Source organism: Maribacter thermophilus, assembly GCF_001020565.1.
Classification (GTDB): domain Bacteria; phylum Bacteroidota; class Bacteroidia; order Flavobacteriales; family Flavobacteriaceae; genus Maribacter; species Maribacter thermophilus.
The window spans coordinates 3,036,196-3,052,016 of sequence record NZ_LDAS01000001.1 but is presented as its reverse complement, the minus strand read 5'-3'; the positions used below and the strand labels follow the sequence as shown (position 1 = coordinate 3,052,016).

The 15,821-nt window shown below is 35.8% G+C and carries 16 protein-coding genes; 9 read left to right on the top strand and 7 right to left on the bottom strand.

Features of this window, described 5'->3' with window-relative positions; translation table 11 throughout:
* Positions 1-52 precede the first annotated feature (52 nt).
* Positions 53-868 carry a PIG-L deacetylase family protein gene (locus tag AB657_RS13115; RefSeq protein WP_084696431.1) on the bottom strand — a complete coding sequence of 272 codons (816 nt, stop codon included), beginning with the start codon at positions 866-868 and terminating at the stop codon, positions 53-55.
* A 112-nt stretch (positions 869-980) separates the two neighbouring features.
* Between AB657_RS13115 and AB657_RS13110 the strand changes: the two genes are divergently transcribed.
* The 3 genes from AB657_RS13110 to AB657_RS13100 are packed head-to-tail and all read left to right on the top strand — an operon-like array spanning position 981 to position 4,403.
* Positions 981-2,558: a S10 family peptidase gene (locus tag AB657_RS13110; RefSeq protein ID WP_232304882.1), complete on the top strand. Its 1,578-nt coding sequence runs from the start codon at positions 981-983 to the stop codon at positions 2,556-2,558.
* Positions 2,559-3,533, top strand: coding sequence for an MBL fold metallo-hydrolase (locus AB657_RS13105; RefSeq protein WP_052958707.1), 975 nt, complete (start codon positions 2,559-2,561; stop codon positions 3,531-3,533). It abuts the gene before it with no gap.
* A gap of 6 nt (positions 3,534-3,539) precedes the next feature.
* Entirely contained in the window at positions 3,540-4,403 is an 864-nt protein-coding gene (locus tag AB657_RS13100; protein WP_052958706.1) for a fructosamine kinase family protein, read from the top strand.
* Positions 4,404-4,429: 26 nt separating this feature from the next.
* Here AB657_RS13100 and AB657_RS13095 read toward each other — a convergent pair whose 3' ends face one another.
* The gene (locus tag AB657_RS13095) at positions 4,430-5,620 is read right to left on the bottom strand and encodes an SH3 domain-containing C40 family peptidase (protein ID WP_047246900.1); all 1,191 of its coding nucleotides are present in this window, start codon (positions 5,618-5,620) and stop codon (positions 4,430-4,432) included.
* Between the two features lie 91 nt (positions 5,621-5,711).
* Between AB657_RS13095 and dcm the strand changes: the two genes are divergently transcribed.
* From dcm to AB657_RS13080, 3 genes are all read left to right on the top strand, one after another.
* On the top strand, positions 5,712-6,941 hold the full coding sequence (gene dcm / locus AB657_RS13090; RefSeq protein ID WP_047246899.1) for a DNA (cytosine-5-)-methyltransferase: 1,230 nt from the start codon (positions 5,712-5,714) through the stop codon (positions 6,939-6,941).
* Positions 6,938-7,546 carry a hypothetical protein gene (locus AB657_RS13085; protein WP_047246898.1) on the top strand — a complete coding sequence of 203 codons (609 nt, stop codon included), beginning with the start codon at positions 6,938-6,940 and terminating at the stop codon, positions 7,544-7,546. Before dcm ends, AB657_RS13085 begins: the two co-directional genes overlap by 4 nt.
* Positions 7,547-7,652: 106 nt before the next feature.
* Positions 7,653-8,027 (top strand): hypothetical protein, encoded by a 375-nt coding sequence (locus AB657_RS13080; protein ID WP_047246897.1) that lies wholly within the window; start codon positions 7,653-7,655, stop codon positions 8,025-8,027.
* Between the two features lie 48 nt (positions 8,028-8,075).
* Here the strand turns inward: AB657_RS13080 and AB657_RS13075 are convergent, their stop codons facing one another.
* From AB657_RS13075 to rpiB, 3 genes are read right to left on the bottom strand one after another with little or no spacing between them, the layout of a single operon-like run.
* Positions 8,076-8,519, bottom strand: coding sequence for a GNAT family N-acetyltransferase (locus AB657_RS13075; protein WP_047246896.1), 444 nt, complete (start codon positions 8,517-8,519; stop codon positions 8,076-8,078).
* Positions 8,519-9,439: a cation diffusion facilitator family transporter gene (locus AB657_RS13070; RefSeq protein WP_047246895.1), complete on the bottom strand. Its 921-nt coding sequence runs from the start codon at positions 9,437-9,439 to the stop codon at positions 8,519-8,521. The genes AB657_RS13075 and AB657_RS13070 overlap by 1 nt, the downstream gene beginning before the upstream one ends.
* A gap of 12 nt (positions 9,440-9,451) precedes the next feature.
* A complete protein-coding gene (gene rpiB / locus AB657_RS13065) occupies positions 9,452-9,883 on the bottom strand; it encodes a ribose 5-phosphate isomerase B (protein ID WP_047246894.1) in 432 nt (143 codons plus the stop codon).
* A 641-nt stretch (positions 9,884-10,524) separates the two neighbouring features.
* Here rpiB and rnr point away from each other — a divergent pair.
* The 3 genes from rnr (at position 10,525) to AB657_RS13050 (ending at position 14,145) form a co-directional block, all read left to right on the top strand.
* Positions 10,525-12,714 carry a ribonuclease R gene (gene rnr / locus AB657_RS13060; protein WP_047246893.1) on the top strand — a complete coding sequence of 730 codons (2,190 nt, stop codon included), beginning with the start codon at positions 10,525-10,527 and terminating at the stop codon, positions 12,712-12,714.
* 78 nt (positions 12,715-12,792) lie between these two features.
* Positions 12,793-13,470, top strand: coding sequence for a head GIN domain-containing protein (locus AB657_RS13055; protein ID WP_047246892.1), 678 nt, complete (start codon positions 12,793-12,795; stop codon positions 13,468-13,470).
* 6 nt (positions 13,471-13,476) lie between these two features.
* On the top strand, positions 13,477-14,145 hold the full coding sequence (locus AB657_RS13050; protein WP_047246891.1) for a LysE family translocator: 669 nt from the start codon (positions 13,477-13,479) through the stop codon (positions 14,143-14,145).
* A 59-nt stretch (positions 14,146-14,204) separates the two neighbouring features.
* On the opposite strand, the gene AB657_RS13045 is transcribed toward AB657_RS13050, so the two are convergent.
* Positions 14,205-14,711 (bottom strand): OmpH family outer membrane protein, encoded by a 507-nt coding sequence (locus AB657_RS13045; protein WP_047246890.1) that lies wholly within the window; start codon positions 14,709-14,711, stop codon positions 14,205-14,207.
* A gap of 235 nt (positions 14,712-14,946) precedes the next feature.
* Positions 14,947-15,777 (bottom strand): class I SAM-dependent methyltransferase, encoded by an 831-nt coding sequence (locus AB657_RS13040; protein WP_047246889.1) that lies wholly within the window; start codon positions 15,775-15,777, stop codon positions 14,947-14,949.
* Between the last annotated feature and the right edge of the window lie 44 nt (positions 15,778-15,821).

Genomic DNA, 15,821 nt, shown 5'->3' with positions numbered 1-15,821 from the left:
TTTGTATTTTTTTATCTTTTATGTGTCCTTAAATTATATTAAAATGATAATATTATTCAAATATCGAATTGGTGTCGTTTTTTGGAGCTTCAAATTTTCTTAAATAAACGACCCTTCCGTTCTTACTTTTTCTAGCAACAAAATCCTCTTTGGTCATATTTGGGTCTATTTGAGAATAATGACATTTGTAAGAGTCATAGGCCCTCTCCAGATTTTCTTTTGTATACGAAATTTTAGTTCTTAAAAACTTACTTGCCTGACCTCTTAATAGTTTGCTTTCAGCATCATCTAAAAATGCCGTAGGGGTGCCATAATAAAAGAGAGACATGGGTTTTTCGTAATCTTTGCTTAGATAAACCTGGGTTACCGAGGCCCCTACCAACCTATGGTCCATATGTGTAGACCCCCCATCCGGACCCCAAGTAATAATCGCATCTGGTCGTATGTTGTCTACAATCTCGCCTAAATCCCTTATCATCTTACGGGCGTGTGGTACATGACCATCATATCCTTCTCCGGCCTTTAATTGATCGTGATAATCTAAATGTATCAGCTCGGCCCCCAGTTGTGAAGCGGCACATTTCATTTCTTCCTTTCTTGTGGCCACTAGTGCTTCACCGGCCTTATGATCATGATAATCATTGGTGCCATACCTACCATCGGTTACAATTACAATATGCACCTTGGCACCTTCCCTATGGTATTTCGATAATATTGGTGCTACTGTACTTTCATCGTCCGGATGGGCAAAAATGGCCAATACCACTTTGCCTACATGTTTCCTTTGACCAAAAGTTTTTTGTGTATAGCCTCCTAATAACATTAACAACAATATTGACGTAAAGAGTCTGTGTGTTCTTTTTTTCATGACGATACTTTTTTATACCGGATGTGATTAATTTAGGAGTAATACACCGGGGTTCATTTATAAGAAAAATCAAATACATTGAATAAAAGCCATTTAAATGTACAGGAATTAAATGAAAAAAACACCCGTTCAAATATTATCATTAATTTTAAATGAACATTATGAAACTATCTTAGACCAAACAATGAAATACCGACTGCTTTTATCCACCTGCTTACTTTTTTGTTTTTTCTCGCATGCCCAAGGCAAAAAATCCGAACAGGATATTAAGCCCATTCCTAAAGCAAAATCTTTTGTAACCACCCACGAAGGTGTTTTTGGGGGCAAAAGCCTTAAATATAAGGCAACGGCCAAAGAAACCTTTCTTGTTAACAAAGAAGGAGATTCCATTGCAACCATTTGGTCTGTAGCCTATACAAAAACACCTGTTGGCGATATTACCAAAAGACCTGTAACCTTTGTTTTTAATGGGGGTCCGGGCTCAGCCTCTATGTGGTTGCACATGGGTTTTTTTGGTCCTAAGATCATAAAAGTAGATTCAGATGCTAAAAAAGACGACGGTGCCGCCCCATATAATTTAGTAGACAACGAGCACGCCTTGTTAGACCTCACCGACCTGGTTTTTATAGATCCCGTAGGAACCGGTTATAGCCGTTTGGTAGGTAAAGGAAAAGGGGAGGATTTTTATGGCCTAAAGGAAGATGTAAATTCTTTCGCTCAATTTATTCGCACATGGGTTACAGAAAACCAACGTTGGTACTCACCTAAATACTTGGCAGGTGAAAGTTATGGGACCACAAGGGCGGCGGCATTGGGAAAAGCCTTGGAGGGTTCTGGCCAAAATATGGCCTTAAACGGTATGATTCTTATTTCACAGGCCTTAGATTATGCCGGGTCTACCTCGGTTGCCAATAACGTTACTTCCTTTATTACCTATTTGCCCAGTATGGCCGCCACGGCCTGGTACCACAAAAAAGCAGGACAAGGCAAAACATTGGAAGCTTTTGCACAAGAATGTAGAGCGTTTACCTATAATACATATACCCCCGCCTTGTACAAAGGCGAATTGCTAACGGCAAAAGAAAAGGATGCCATTGCAGAAAAACTGGCTTATTTTACCGGTTTGGACAAAACATATATTCTACGTTCTAACCTAAGAATATTAATGAGGCGTTTTCAAAAACAACTGTTAGCGGACAAAGGTTTGGCCATTGGCCGTTTAGACGGGAGGTTTATGGGCGACGAGGCCGACAAGGTTTCAGAAGGCCCACACTTGGGCGATCCGGCAAGCTATCAAATAAGCGCGGCCTATACCGCAAGTCTCAACCACTATTTTGCTTCTGTATTACAGGTTAAAATGGATAGACCCTATATAACCTCTGGTGGTGGCTCCAATTGGAGATGGAGAACGGTTCCCGATGGCCAATATTGGGAGCCTATGCCTGTAAATACCGCCCCAGATTTAGGGGAAACCATGAGACGAAATACCGCAATGAAGGTAATGGTCGCCTGTGGTTATTACGATTTGATTACCCCTTTCTTTGATGCTGAATATACCTTTGCCAGAAACGGTATCGTAAAAGACCGTGTACAAATGCACTATTATGAAGCCGGGCATATGATGTATACCCACCAACCCGATTTAATTATGTTGAGCAAGGATATACGTGAATTTTTAACTGCGGAATAAATGTTTTCAAGACCTGTTTTTTATGCTTTCACAATGCTGCTTCTTAGCTGCACACAAACCAAAAAAGACACTAATGAGGTTACCCAAAAAGAACCTTTAAAACCCAACACCGGTATTTCCCTTGTTGTACTAGGTAATGTACAGGATGCCGGATCTCCACATATTGCATGTAAAAAGGACTGTTGTAAGTCGTTGTTCGATAGCGAGGATCAATCCAGAAAGGTCGTTTCTTTAGGTTTAATAGACAATCTGGAACAAAAAACATTTCTATTTGAGGCTACCCCAGATATGACGTACCAATTGCACAGCCTAAAAGAAAGTACCGATTGGGCCACGAGCGACATTCCCAACGGCATTTTTATTACACACGCCCATATTGGACATTATACCGGTTTAATGTATTTAGGAAAGGAGGCCACCAACGCTAAGGATGTTCCTGTATATGCCATGCCCAAAATGAGCGACTTTCTTTCTACAAATGGTCCGTGGAGCCAATTGGTATCCGATAAGAACATTAAACTTGTTGCAATAGAAAATGAACAGTTACTGCCCTTAACAAATAGTATACAGGTACTACCATACAAGGTTCCCCACAGGGACGAATATTCAGAAACCGTAGGTTTTAAAGTTATTGGCCCCAATAAATCGTTTCTATTTATACCCGACATCAATAAATGGAATATTTGGAAAACAGATATAAGGTCTATAATAAAAGAAGTGGATTATGCTTTTTTGGATGCTACCTTCTTCGATGCCAAAGAAATAAATAATAGGGATATCTCTGAAATACCCCATCCTTTTGTAATTGAAAGCATGTCTCTTTTTGATTCCTTATCTCCACAAGACAAAAAGAAAGTATATTTCATTCATTTTAACCACACCAATCCCCTTTTGGACGAACATAGTGAAGCGACCAAACTGGTAAAGGAAAAAGGATTTTCCATCGCAAGAAAAGATATGAAGTTTACATTATAAACCTTTATGGACAAAGAACTGCTTGAGCATATTTCAACATTGCTTGGTGTTGTTTTAAAAAAGGTGGCTCCTTTGTCGGGTGGTGATGTCTCAGAAGTATACCTTCTAGAGACCGTAACAGATCGTTTTGTGTGTAAAGTAAATACCCTTGACAATACCCCGTTATTACATGCGGAAAAAATAGGTTTAGAGGTTATCGCGGCTTCTAAGACCATAGCAGTGCCCAAAACATATGACTGTGATCAAATAGGAGAAAAAGCTTTTCTACTAATGGAATTTATACAAAGTAGAACACCCACCACCTCCTATATGGCCATACTGGGACGGCAGCTCGCAGCTTTACATAAGTCTTGTGGAGTGAAAATATTTGGGGGTGAAAACGACAATTATATAGGCAGTCTACCACAATCTAACAGTACCCATAACGAGTGGGCTTCATTTTACGCTCATGAGCGCCTAATTCCACAATTAAAAACAGCCGTGGACAATGGCCACCTACCATATAAACAAATACCTTCTCAAGAATGGCTTTTAAAGCGTTGTGAACAACTCTTCCCCAACGTTACACCGGCGTTGTTGCACGGAGATCTATGGAGTGGTAATTACCTAATAAGTGACGACGGTATTCCATACCTTATAGACCCTGCCGTTTATTACGGACATAATGAAGTAGACCTTGCAATGACGAAGTTGTTCGGTGGATTTAGTAATTCGTTCTATGATGCCTACAATGAGTACTTTCCTTTAGAAAACGGTTGGAAGGAAAGACAGGATATTTACCAACTTTATTATTTGTTGGTCCATTTAAATATGTTCGGACCCTCCTATAAACCATCTGTACTCCATATTCTATCTGCCTATTTTACCTAAAAAACAGCCTAGGGTTGTTTTTTCTATCAATTTCTACTGTCGAAGGTAAAATTTCGTTGTAGATTGATCAAAGCTTCGTCCTCTTCCTTGAAAATTCTATTCGTCCTTAAATAGCGATTCAAATTATATTCGTCATAATTATCGGCCTCTTTGTCCATACTGCTGATTCGAACCCTATCAGAAGCATGAATAAATTCGTTGTTACCGATCCACATGCCTACATGTACCACCTTCTCTGCTGTTGAATCGGTCGCTTTTCTACCAAAGAACAACAAATCTCCTTTTTCTAAATTGTCGAAATTCTTAACCGAATCTATGGGTTTGCCCGCATGTACTTGTTGTGATGCGTCTCTTGGTATTACTACTCCGTTTAAAAAATACACCGTTTTGGTAAAACCACTGCAATCCATACCCTTTGTAGAAGTGCCTCCCCAAAGATATGGAACCCCCATTAACCCTTTAGAGGTCTCCACTAGGGCATCTACGTTCTTTTCCAATCTGTTGAGCCAGCTATTATAATTTTCCGCTTCTTCCTTTTCTACATAAGCCTCCCTGCCATCAGGAAACCTAACTTTATAGAATGTACTATCCTCTTCGACCAATTCCAATATGTTTCCTGCGACAAGGTCTGAAACCCTCTCTTTACTCTCCTTATTCGTATATGCGTGGCCATAGGTATGGGTATATATTATTTTATTCTTGTGCTGCCAAACTTTCAATTCCTTATTGTCCAACATATAAATTTCACCGGCATTCACCCAGGCCAAATATTTATCGGGCGTTTGTATATAGTACCATCCGCCTTCTTTTTTTAATACTTTAACAGGTGTGCCCAATGTTGCTTGGGTAGATAATTCTGCAGAATGTTTTGGTGCACTCCTAAGATTGGCCACCGAAATAGTTATTAGGGCATTTTCTTTTCCTTTTAAATCTTTAGAAGGCAATATTCGAACACTGTCTATAAAATCTATATTCTTAAGCGATAGTGTTTTCTTTAGTTGATCCACAGCTTCCTTCTTATTGCTTTCTCCCCTTAAAATATAAGTCCCATTGTCATTATATGCTTCTATATTAAAAAGTGCTACTCGCTTGTCCGGCGCAAATTGGTTCTTTATTTGGCCTATATACATTTGTAGATCGTTATTGTTCACGGTCTTATCTTGACATGCAAAAGTGATCGTTAGCAACAAAAAGAGAAGGGTTCTTTTAAAAAACATATACTTTTTTTAGTAAAAATACAGAATAAGACCTGTTTTCAATAAAATTACTGTTGGATCTCATTATATAAATTGGCTAACTTAGCCACGCATGAAAAAACTCAAAGTAATAGAACTTTTTGCCGGAGTTGGCGGTTTTAGATTAGGTCTGGAAGAAACAGGTAATTATGAGGTTGTTTGGAGCAATCAATGGGAGCCCAGTACTAAAACCCAACATGCATCTATGGTATATGAAGCTAGGTTTGGTTCTGAAAACCATATGAATTCGGATATTTCTGAAGTACCAACATCAATAATTCCAGATGCGGATCTATTAGTAGGCGGATTCCCTTGCCAAGATTATTCTGTTGCTACTACTTTACAGAATTCGAAAGGGTTGATTGGCAAAAAGGGAGTGCTTTGGTGGAGCATTCATCGTATTCTTTCTGAAAAGAAAAACCCTCCAAAATATCTATTTTTAGAAAATGTAGATCGTTTGCTCAAATCTCCGTCCAATCAAAGAGGACGAGACTTTGCCATAATGTTGAAGAGTTTGGACGAGCTTGGCTATGCCATAGAATGGCGGGTCATAAATGCGGCAGAATATGGTATGCCGCAACGAAGAAGACGTGTTTTTTTTCTGGGTTACCACAAAACCACCCAACTTTATAAAGAATTAAAGAAGACCGATCCTTTGAAGTGGATTCATACCAAAGGTACATTGGCCAAGGCCTGTCCAGTACAGGATCCTGTGAAAAGTGTCTCTTCTTTTACACTGGAAAACGACCTGGTCACCATCTCGGAGACCTTTAACAAAAACAAAAAATTGTCTCCTTTTGAGAATACGGGGGCGTTTATTGACGGAAAAGTAGCCACCATAAAAACAACCGCTTCTTACGACGGTGAAAAAATGGTGTTGAGAGATATACTTCAAAATGGCGAAGTAACACCCGATTTTTATATTTCTAACGATGATCTACCTAAATGGGAGTATCTAAAAGGGGCTAAAAAAGAGGTAAGGACAGCCAAAAACGGATATACTTATAATTATAGTGAAGGGGGTATGGTGTTTCCGGATGCCCTGGACAAAGCTTCCCGTACCATTATCACAGGAGAAGGAGGCAAAAGCCCATCTAGGTTTAAACATGTAATCAAAAGTGACAAGGGGTTAAGAAGGTTAACCCCGATTGAATTGGAACGTTTAAACATGTTTCCCGACGACCACACAAAATTAGAGGGCATTAGCGATGCCAAAAGAGCCTTTTTTATGGGCAATGCCTTAGTCGTAGGTATTGTAAACCGTATTGCCATTACACTTCATGAAAAAATAAGCACCAGTTGAAAAGTCATTTTAAATCGGACTTAAACAAAGAAAAACGGCTGGCGCTGCTTATAGATTCTTATTATTTAAAATATATACAATATTACAACTACCATCGCATTGGCGACATTGAAAAACAACTTGAAGGTATCGATGTGTTGTTTACCAATAAAATATCTGGAAAAATATATGCCATCGATGAAAAAGCACAGTTAGATTACATAAACGAAGATCTACCCACTTTTGCCTTTGAAATAAGCTATTTAAAAAATAATATAGCTAAAAAGGGCTGGTTGTTCGATCTTTCTAAAAAAACAGATTTCTATGCGCTTATTACAGCTATATATGAAGACGAACCCGACACCTTTACTTCTTGTAAGATAACCATTGTAAATAGAAAAAAACTTATTTGTCTATTGAAGGAAAAAGGTGTTTCCGAATTGTCCATTTCAAAAAGATGGAGCCACAGTAAAAAACCCCACGGCAAAATAATATTAAATGAATTAGACTCTAGATCAGAAGGTTACATTTATTATTCTAAAAATAACAAAGTAGAAAAACCTTTAAACCTTGTTTTAAAGTTAGATTTTCTAATTAACAACGGTATTGCAAAACGATTGTGTTGATCCTTTCTTGGTTTTATATGCTAATAATCCTCTTTTTTACTATTAAAAAGCTGTTAATCAGCATGTTTAGTTTGGATTTCTCTAAAAATTTTATATCTTATAGATTATGGTAAAATTAGATAAATCAGAAAATACGGAATTCATAGAAAAATCTATTAACTATTTGGAAGCCACCGGTTTTGAGAACATCAAAGCAGATATGGAAGGCTATGAAAAGCCCAAATCTTATAGTAGAAAAGGTGCTGGTGATAAGATTACACCTGATATTGTAGCTATAAAAAATGGTAGAAAGTATTTCTTTGACATTAGTCTTAAATCAGAAAAACCAAGGTTGTTAAAAAGTAAATGGTTGTTTTTGGATACTTTGAGCAGAATGAACTCTAATAGGTTTAGAATTATAACTACCAAGGGCCATTATAAATTCACCGATATGATGTTGGAGGATATTAACCTTAGTAACAAAGAACCTATTAAAATATAGTATTCAGAATTTCTTACTTAATAAAAAGGCATCTAAAAGATGCCTTTTTTATTCCCATATCATGGCAATGTGCGGTATACCGTCCTCCAAATACTCTTCACCGGTCTCCAGAAAACCTAATGAGTTATAAAACTTGGTCAAATATTTTTGTGCCGATATCCTTATTTTCTTTTCATTTAAATGTTCGTGAACAGCTTTAATAGAAGTTTTCATTATATCTATACCATAACCGAACTTTCTTTCTTCCTGACTTACTACTACCCTACCTATACTAGCTTCTTCGAAATAGTCGCCAGGTCCAAAAATTCTTGTATAGGCTACTATTCTCCCTTCTTTTTTACCTATAACATGAAGGGCTTTTTGGTCCTTACCGTCTACATCTTGGTAAACACAATCTTGTTCTACTACAAAAACAGCACTGCGCAGTCGTAATATATTATACAATTCAAGAGTATCAAGTTCATCAAATGTCTTTATTGTTATTGTTATCATTAATCTTGAACAATTATTTTTTTACTATCGCATTTTCCAAATTCCGGTTGAATGTTCACATGATTAATACCGTGTTTATGGTAAACCTCTTCTTCTATCTGCTCTAATATTTCATCAAACTCTGAAATTCTTATATCCGAAGTAAAATCTATGTGTGCCTCTAAATGAACTTCATCTTCATTTAGTTGCCAAACATGAACATGGTGTACATTTTTTATATTATCTATCTTACAAATAGTGGATACTATTTGTTGTACTTGTATGGTATTTGGTGTAAACAGCATTAGTACCCTGGTTGAATCCTTTAAAAGATCATACCCCATATATATCAAGTAAATTGCAATGGCAAATGTAAGGGCGGGATCTACCCAATATAATTGGTAGAATTTCATTAACAACCCACCTATTAAAACTGCTACAGAAGCCATCATATCGGTAAGAAGATGTAAATAGGCAGATTTCATGTTCATATTGCTATCCGCGTCTTTTTTTAATAGAAAAACACTGAATCCATTCGCCGCAATACCTAATAATGATAACCATATTACAAGGTTAGACTCCACAGGTTCAGGAGCCATAAAACGCTCTATAGCCTCTTTCACCAAAATAATGGCCACCACAATTAAGGCAGCAGAATTTACAAAGGCAGCAATGATTTCAGCTCTCTTATAACCAAAAGTTTTATTGGCAGAGGCCTTTTTTTTAGAAAGAACGTTTGCTATATAACTAATAATCAATGAAAGTACATCACTGAAATTATGAAGCGCATCAGAAAGTAAAGAGAGACTACCCGAAATAACTCCTCCTATTACCTGTGATACCGTAATGAGTATATTCAAGAAAATGGAAATGACCAGATTCTTTCCTTCTACTTTGGGGTGGCTATGTGCGTGCCCATGATGATCGTGTGCGTGCCCCATGATCTAAGAATACTATTTACAAGGTATTTTTTCTATACGTCTTTCGTGCCTACCGCCTTCAAAATCAGTATTTAAGAAAGTATCGACCATGTCCAGTGCTTGTGGTAAAGAAATATACCTTGCCGGTAAGCTAAGAATATTGGCATCGTTATGTTCTCTGGCCAACGCTACTATCTCTTTGGTCCAACACAGGGCAGCCCTTACTTTTTGGTGTTTATTGGCAGTCATAGAGGCCCCGTTACCACTGCCACATATAATAATGCCATAGTCCACTTTACCATCTTCTACATCTTGTGCGACCGGATGTACAAAATCTGGATAATCCACACTATCGGTACCATCCGTACCATAATTAACAATTTCAATGTTCTTTGATTTAAGAAGGCCTATTATTGCAAGTTTATATTCGGTTCCGGCATGATCGTTTCCAATAGCTATTTTCATTATATATTTCTTTAGGGTAAACCATTTATAGTAAGCATTTTCAAATGTTTACATATACAAGCAAAGGTACGATATACCAATGTTCACAACAAAAAACGAACGGTTCACAACATTAATTTAATACTTGGTTATATTGATTGTTTATTAGTGGTACAAATACTGCCTATAAATGTCTGAAAAAATGTTGACAAAAAAGTATTTAAAAATTTGCAAGTACAGTTTATAATTCTTCTACGACCAAATTTTATAATTAGCTAAAAATGATATTAGAACTAATTAGTTTATTGTAAAGGAATATCAATAGTTAGTTAACATTAATTTTACTTTTACTTATCAAAAAATACATGTTGAAATAGGTTATCAACCTTTATTGATAACTTTTTTAATCTTCTGATTATCATCTAAATTTTGTGCTAATACTATGTCAATAACTATTAGTATCTAATAAAAGCAAGTAAACTTAAAATTAGTTTTACCAGATATTAACAAACAATCATAATCATCATTTTATTTTTAAATTTTAAAAAAAGAAACAGTATTATATTATATATGTTGATAACCTTGGTAGTAAATGTAATAGTGCATGATTCTAACCCTAGCACTAAATTATAATTCGTAATTTTCCAATAAATTAAGATTGAATGTCCAAGAGAAACAAGAAGACGAAAAACCATAAAAGAAACGAGATTACCAAAGGTATATTCACTGTACTAGAGAAAGAACCCAATAAAAGTTTTAATTATAAACAAATAGCTGCCAAAATTGGTATAACCGATGCGCAGGATAGAAATACCCTAATTAAAAGATTGACCCAATTAAAGGAGAAAAAGCGCATACAAGAAGTTGATAGGGGCAATTATAAGGTATTAGAAGACACTAAAACCTACCATGAAGGGGTCGTAGATATAACAGGAAAAGGTAACGCCTATATTATTATAGATGGTATGGACAGTGATGTGTTCGTGCCTTATAACAAGTTAAATAAAGCCTTCCACAAAGATAAGGTCAAGGTATTTGTGCACCCAAAAAGGGGAAGCAAAAAATTAGAAGGTGATATTGTTGAAGTTATAGAAAGGTTTAAGTCCACTTTCGTTGGTATTGTGGACATGCAAAAGAGCTTCGCCTTTGTGAGACCTACCGATTTTAGAATGTATACCGATATTTTTGTTTCACAAGACAAATTAAAGGGAGCCAAAGATGGAGATAAGGTAATAGTAGAATTATTGGAATGGCCCGATGGGGTAGATTCACCTTATGGCAAAATTACAGAAGTGCTTGGAAAACCTGGAGAGCATGATACAGAAATACATTCTATCTTGGCCGAGTATGGTTTGCCATATGAGTTTCCTGTAGAGGTGCAGCGTTTTGCCGATAGTTTGGATACGAGTATTAAAGAAGAGGAAATAAGAAAACGAAGGGATATGAGAGATGTTCTAACATTCACCATAGACCCTAAAGATGCCAAAGATTTTGACGATGCACTATCTTTTTCCATCCTTGAGAACGGTAATTATGAAATAGGTATTCATATTGCGGATGTCTCGCATTATCTGCAAGAAAATACGATACTTGATGATGAAGCCTATGATCGGGCCACCTCTGTATATTTGGTAGATAGGGTAGTACCTATGTTACCCGAAGTACTTTCAAACAATGCCTGTTCTTTAAGGCCCAATGAAGAAAAATATACTTTTTCTGCAGTGTTCGAAATAGACGATAACGCTATAATACGTAACCAATGGTTTGGTAGAACCGTAATTAACTCTAATGAGCGTTTTGCCTACGAAGAAGCACAATATATTATAGAAACTGGTAAGGGCAATATACCTAAAGAGGTCTCTATAAGAGAAGATGCATATACAGTTGATGAACAGGTAGTTGAAGCCACTCTAACAATGGATAGGCTGGCAAAGATCATGCGTGAAAAACGCATGAAGCAGGGTGCTATTTCGTTTGATAAGGTAGAAGTACGTTTTAACCTGAACGATAATAACGAACCTGTAGGTGTCTATTTCAAAGAAGCTAAAGATGCCAATAAACTGATTGAGGAATTTATGTTGTTGGCCAATAGAAAAGTAGCTGAATTTATTGGCAAACAAAAACCTAAAAAGACTTTTGTTTATAGGGTACATGACGATCCGGATGAGGATAAGCTGATGGCATTGAACGGTATCGTTTCTAGATTTGGTCATAAATTGGATTTTAAGGATAAAAGAAGTATCAGTGCGTCTTTGAATAAGCTTTTAGAAGACGTAAAGGGTCAAAAAGAACAGAATTTGGTAGATACTTTAGCTATTAGAAGTATGAACAAGGCCATTTATACTGTAGATAATATTGGTCATTATGGATTGGCCTTTGATTACTATACACATTTTACTTCGCCTATTAGAAGATATCCAGATGTGATGGTCCATAGACTTTTACAGCATTATTTGAATGGAGGAAATTCTGTAAAGGCTGATAAGTTTGAAGAAAAATGCAAGCATTCTTCCGATATGGAAGGATTGGCGGCCAATGCCGAACGTGATTCAATTAAATATATGCAGATCAAGTTTATGCAGGATCATCAAGATGAAGAATTTGTCGGGGTTATAAGCGGAGTAACCGAATGGGGAATTTATGTAGAGATTATTGAGAACAAATGTGAGGGTATGGTACGTACCCGAGATATAAAAGGAGATTATTATATCTTTGATGAGAAACAATATGCCATTGTAGGTGAACGTACAAAAAAAACATATCAATTAGGTGACGAGGTTGTTGTTATGGTTAAAAACACCGATTTAATAAAGCGTCATTTAGATTTCTCTTTGATCGGTAAAAGAGAGTAATTTTTTTTGGAACGTATTTTGATAAATAGGGGTAGTAAAATCAGGGTTTTAAACAAATTAAACCTATAAATTAGATAGATGAAGCATATTCTATTATTGTTATTCCTTGTATTAGGGCAGACGATAGAGGCTCAAGATACAGAGATTACCCAAAAGCTAGAAAAATTTGTTGAACTAAAAGGTTTCGATGGATTATCGATCAATCTTATTAGGTCTACAGAAAATAAAGCGGTTATCAAAGGTGAAAATGTAGATAAGGTGGCTATTGTTAATAACGATGGCGTTCTTAAAATTAGAATGCAGATAGTAAAGATATTCAGTGGATATAAGACCTTTGTAGATGTGTACTACACAGATGATATAAAGGTTATAGATGTTAATGAGGATGCCAGAATTACTTCCGAAGGCGTTATAGTGCAGGATGTTCTTGAGTTAAAGGCGCAAGAGGGCGGTGAAATTATGGTATCTGCGGAGGTAGAGCAGATGCTTATTAAATCTGTATCGGGTGGTGTTATTAAGGCTTCTGGCATATCTAACCTACAAGATGTTCAGATCAATACCGGGGGTGTTTATGAAGGAAAAGACTTTAAGACTAAGTTTTCCACTGTGAATGTAAATGCTGGTTCTAGGGCTGAAATTTATGCGAGCGATTACGTAAAAGCAGCGGTAAAGGCCGGTGGCGAGGTTATAGTGTACGGCAATCCTCCTAAATTGGAGGAGAAAACCGTGTTTGGGGGTAGTATTAAAAGAATGTAGAATTAGATGATAGAAGATATACAGGCGGCAATTCCATTAGGCTTTTTATTAAGTTTTATGATTGGGCCTGTTTTTTTTGTACTACTTGAAACCAGTGCCATAAAGGGGTTTAGGGCGGCAATAGTTTTTGATTTGGGGGTTATAGTCGCCGATGTATTGTTTATAACCTTAGCTTATTTTAGTAGTTATCAATTACTTGAGAACTTAAGTAACCAACCTGGTCTTTATGTTTTTGGCGGTGTTATTCTTTTGATATATGGTATTACCGTTTTTTTTAAACAAGGGGTAAAACAATCTTCCGAAGTACCCATTAAGTCTAAAAAGGGAGATTATATAAGTCTTTTTTTTAAAGGTTTTTTGTTGAATTTTATTAACATTGGTGTACTTGTTTTTTGGCTTGGTGTCATTATAATAGTAGGTCCTACCCTAGAGAACGAACCATATAGGATTAGGGTATTTTTTACCTCTATGATATTGGCTTATTTCGTTACCGATATTTTTAAGATTTTGTTGGCTAAACAGCTTAAGAGAAAATTGACCAATACCAGAATTAGTTTAATAAAAAAGGTCATTTCCATAATATTGATAATTAGCGGTATAGTTCTAATAGTTAAAGGTTTTTTACCTAAGGATAAATTTAATATTGAAAATCAAATAGAACATATGGCACAGTAAATTAAAAAAGGCCGGGAATACCGGCCTTTTTTAATTGTATACTGAAGATGGTTCTACGATTAGTTTTTATATTTTTCGTTCAGAACCTTTATAATTTCATCTGTTAGATCATTGGCATCTTTGCCGTAAAGAACACTACCACCGTCTCCACCACCTAAGATGTAGCTATAACCATTGGATTTTCCGTAGGCTTCAATTTCTTTTTTAACTTTAGAAACAACACTGTCCATTTCTGTTTGTCCGGCCAATTGTAGTTGTTGGTCTTCCATTTGTAGTTGTTGCCCAATTTGCTGCCCTCTTTGTTGAAAAGCGGCATATTCTTGTTGTGCTTTTGATTGCGACATCTTTTGCGCTCTTTCTTGAAAAGCTTGTGCTTCCATTTGAAAGGCTTGTGAAATACTATCTCTTTTTTTGGTCAAGGCTTCCGCTTTAACTTTGAATTTGGATTCAACATCAATTTTTTCTTGATATTCATCCATAAGTTTAACATTGTCTACAAAACCAATTTTTTCTTGTTGACAAGCACTCATTGTTAAAATTGTCAAACCAAGGATTATTTTTTTCATCTTAATGGTGTTAAAAGTTGGGCAAAAGTAACAAAGCTTTTCTTAATCACATATTTATGTGACCGTTATTATTTTTAGATAAAATCAATTATATCAATATTATTTATTCTTTTTACATTTAATATCAATATAAATGATTAAACTAGATTCTATTTAATGGTATTTAAGAGTGTTTTAAAATTTTTACTAGTATTTCTATTATACATCCTTAAAAAGCCCCTGTAAAGGCTTTAAATTAATTTTTTATCCTTTTTAACACATAAATTAAGGAAGAATATTCACCAGAGTGTTTTGCTTTTATGTTAGACGTAAAACCTGTAATAAATGCGTTAAAATATTTTGAAGAGTTATGTTTGTATTTTTCGGAAAGCAGAGATACGTAAAATGAATCGAATATCATGGGTTTAATGTCAATGACCGACATATTGTGCTTTTCAAAAATTTTAGATATAGAGGTTTTGGAAAAATGATGAAGATGACGTGGTACGTCATAGGCAGCCCAATACGGTCCATATTTTTTTGCATCGTACGATTTGTAATTGGGTACAGCAATAATCAAAGTACCATTATTATCTAGTAATGAAATTATTTTTTTTATCTGCTGGTGCAGGTTCGGTAGATGTTCCAAAACATGCCATAGTGTTATGGCGTCGTATGTATTGTCTATTTTAGATATGTCGGATTGAAGATTTATACCTTTAAGTGCAGCATTTTTTCTAGCAAGGTCGTTAGGTTCTATTCCGGTTATCTCCCACCCTTTTGATTGTGCCGATAAAAGAAAATCTCCGGTTCCTGCACCGATATCCAATAGTTTATTCGACTCTTTTTTATATATATTCAGTAGGTCAACCTTTTTATTTAAACTATATCTCTTAACTATTTGATAGATTTTATCTATAATAGTTTTCTTCTGATCAGAGTGCGAAACATATTCTTCGCTGTTATAATAGATATCTAAATTATCGGGAATAGGATGCGTTGATAGCATATCGTACTCCTTGTTATATAACAGGTCAAACTCTTGTTGAGTATTAAAATAATCTTTTGTTTTAAGATATAGACTCATTTTAGATGTGAAATTTATTAGGGCTTTTTTATAATTGTTCCACG

Excerpts from the sequence above, each read along its gene's own strand:
- AB657_RS13045 (WP_047246890.1), bottom strand. The coding sequence starts at position 14,711 with ATGAAAAAAATAATCCTTGGTTTGACAATTTTAACAATGAGTGCTTGT.
- AB657_RS13095 (WP_047246900.1), bottom strand. The coding sequence starts at position 5,620 with ATGTTTTTTAAAAGAACCCTTCTCTTTTTGTTGCTAACGATCACTTTT.
- AB657_RS13040 (WP_047246889.1), bottom strand. The coding sequence starts at position 15,777 with ATGAGTCTATATCTTAAAACAAAAGATTATTTTAATACTCAACAAGAG.
- AB657_RS13115 (WP_084696431.1), bottom strand. The coding sequence starts at position 868 with ATGAAAAAAAGAACACACAGACTCTTTACGTCAATATTGTTGTTAATG.
- rnr (WP_047246893.1), top strand. The coding sequence starts at position 10,525 with ATGTCCAAGAGAAACAAGAAGACGAAAAACCATAAAAGAAACGAGATT.
- AB657_RS13055 (WP_047246892.1), top strand. The coding sequence starts at position 12,793 with ATGAAGCATATTCTATTATTGTTATTCCTTGTATTAGGGCAGACGATA.
- AB657_RS13080 (WP_047246897.1), top strand. The coding sequence starts at position 7,653 with ATGGTAAAATTAGATAAATCAGAAAATACGGAATTCATAGAAAAATCT.
- AB657_RS13110 (WP_232304882.1), top strand. The coding sequence starts at position 981 with ATGAAAAAAACACCCGTTCAAATATTATCATTAATTTTAAATGAACAT.
- dcm (WP_047246899.1), top strand. The coding sequence starts at position 5,712 with ATGAAAAAACTCAAAGTAATAGAACTTTTTGCCGGAGTTGGCGGTTTT.
- AB657_RS13075 (WP_047246896.1), bottom strand. The coding sequence starts at position 8,519 with ATGATAACAATAACAATAAAGACATTTGATGAACTTGATACTCTTGAA.
- AB657_RS13050 (WP_047246891.1), top strand. The coding sequence starts at position 13,477 with ATGATAGAAGATATACAGGCGGCAATTCCATTAGGCTTTTTATTAAGT.
- AB657_RS13105 (WP_052958707.1), top strand. The coding sequence starts at position 2,559 with ATGTTTTCAAGACCTGTTTTTTATGCTTTCACAATGCTGCTTCTTAGC.
- AB657_RS13100 (WP_052958706.1), top strand. The coding sequence starts at position 3,540 with ATGGACAAAGAACTGCTTGAGCATATTTCAACATTGCTTGGTGTTGTT.
- AB657_RS13070 (WP_047246895.1), bottom strand. The coding sequence starts at position 9,439 with ATGGGGCACGCACACGATCATCATGGGCACGCACATAGCCACCCCAAA.
- rpiB (WP_047246894.1), bottom strand. The coding sequence starts at position 9,883 with ATGAAAATAGCTATTGGAAACGATCATGCCGGAACCGAATATAAACTT.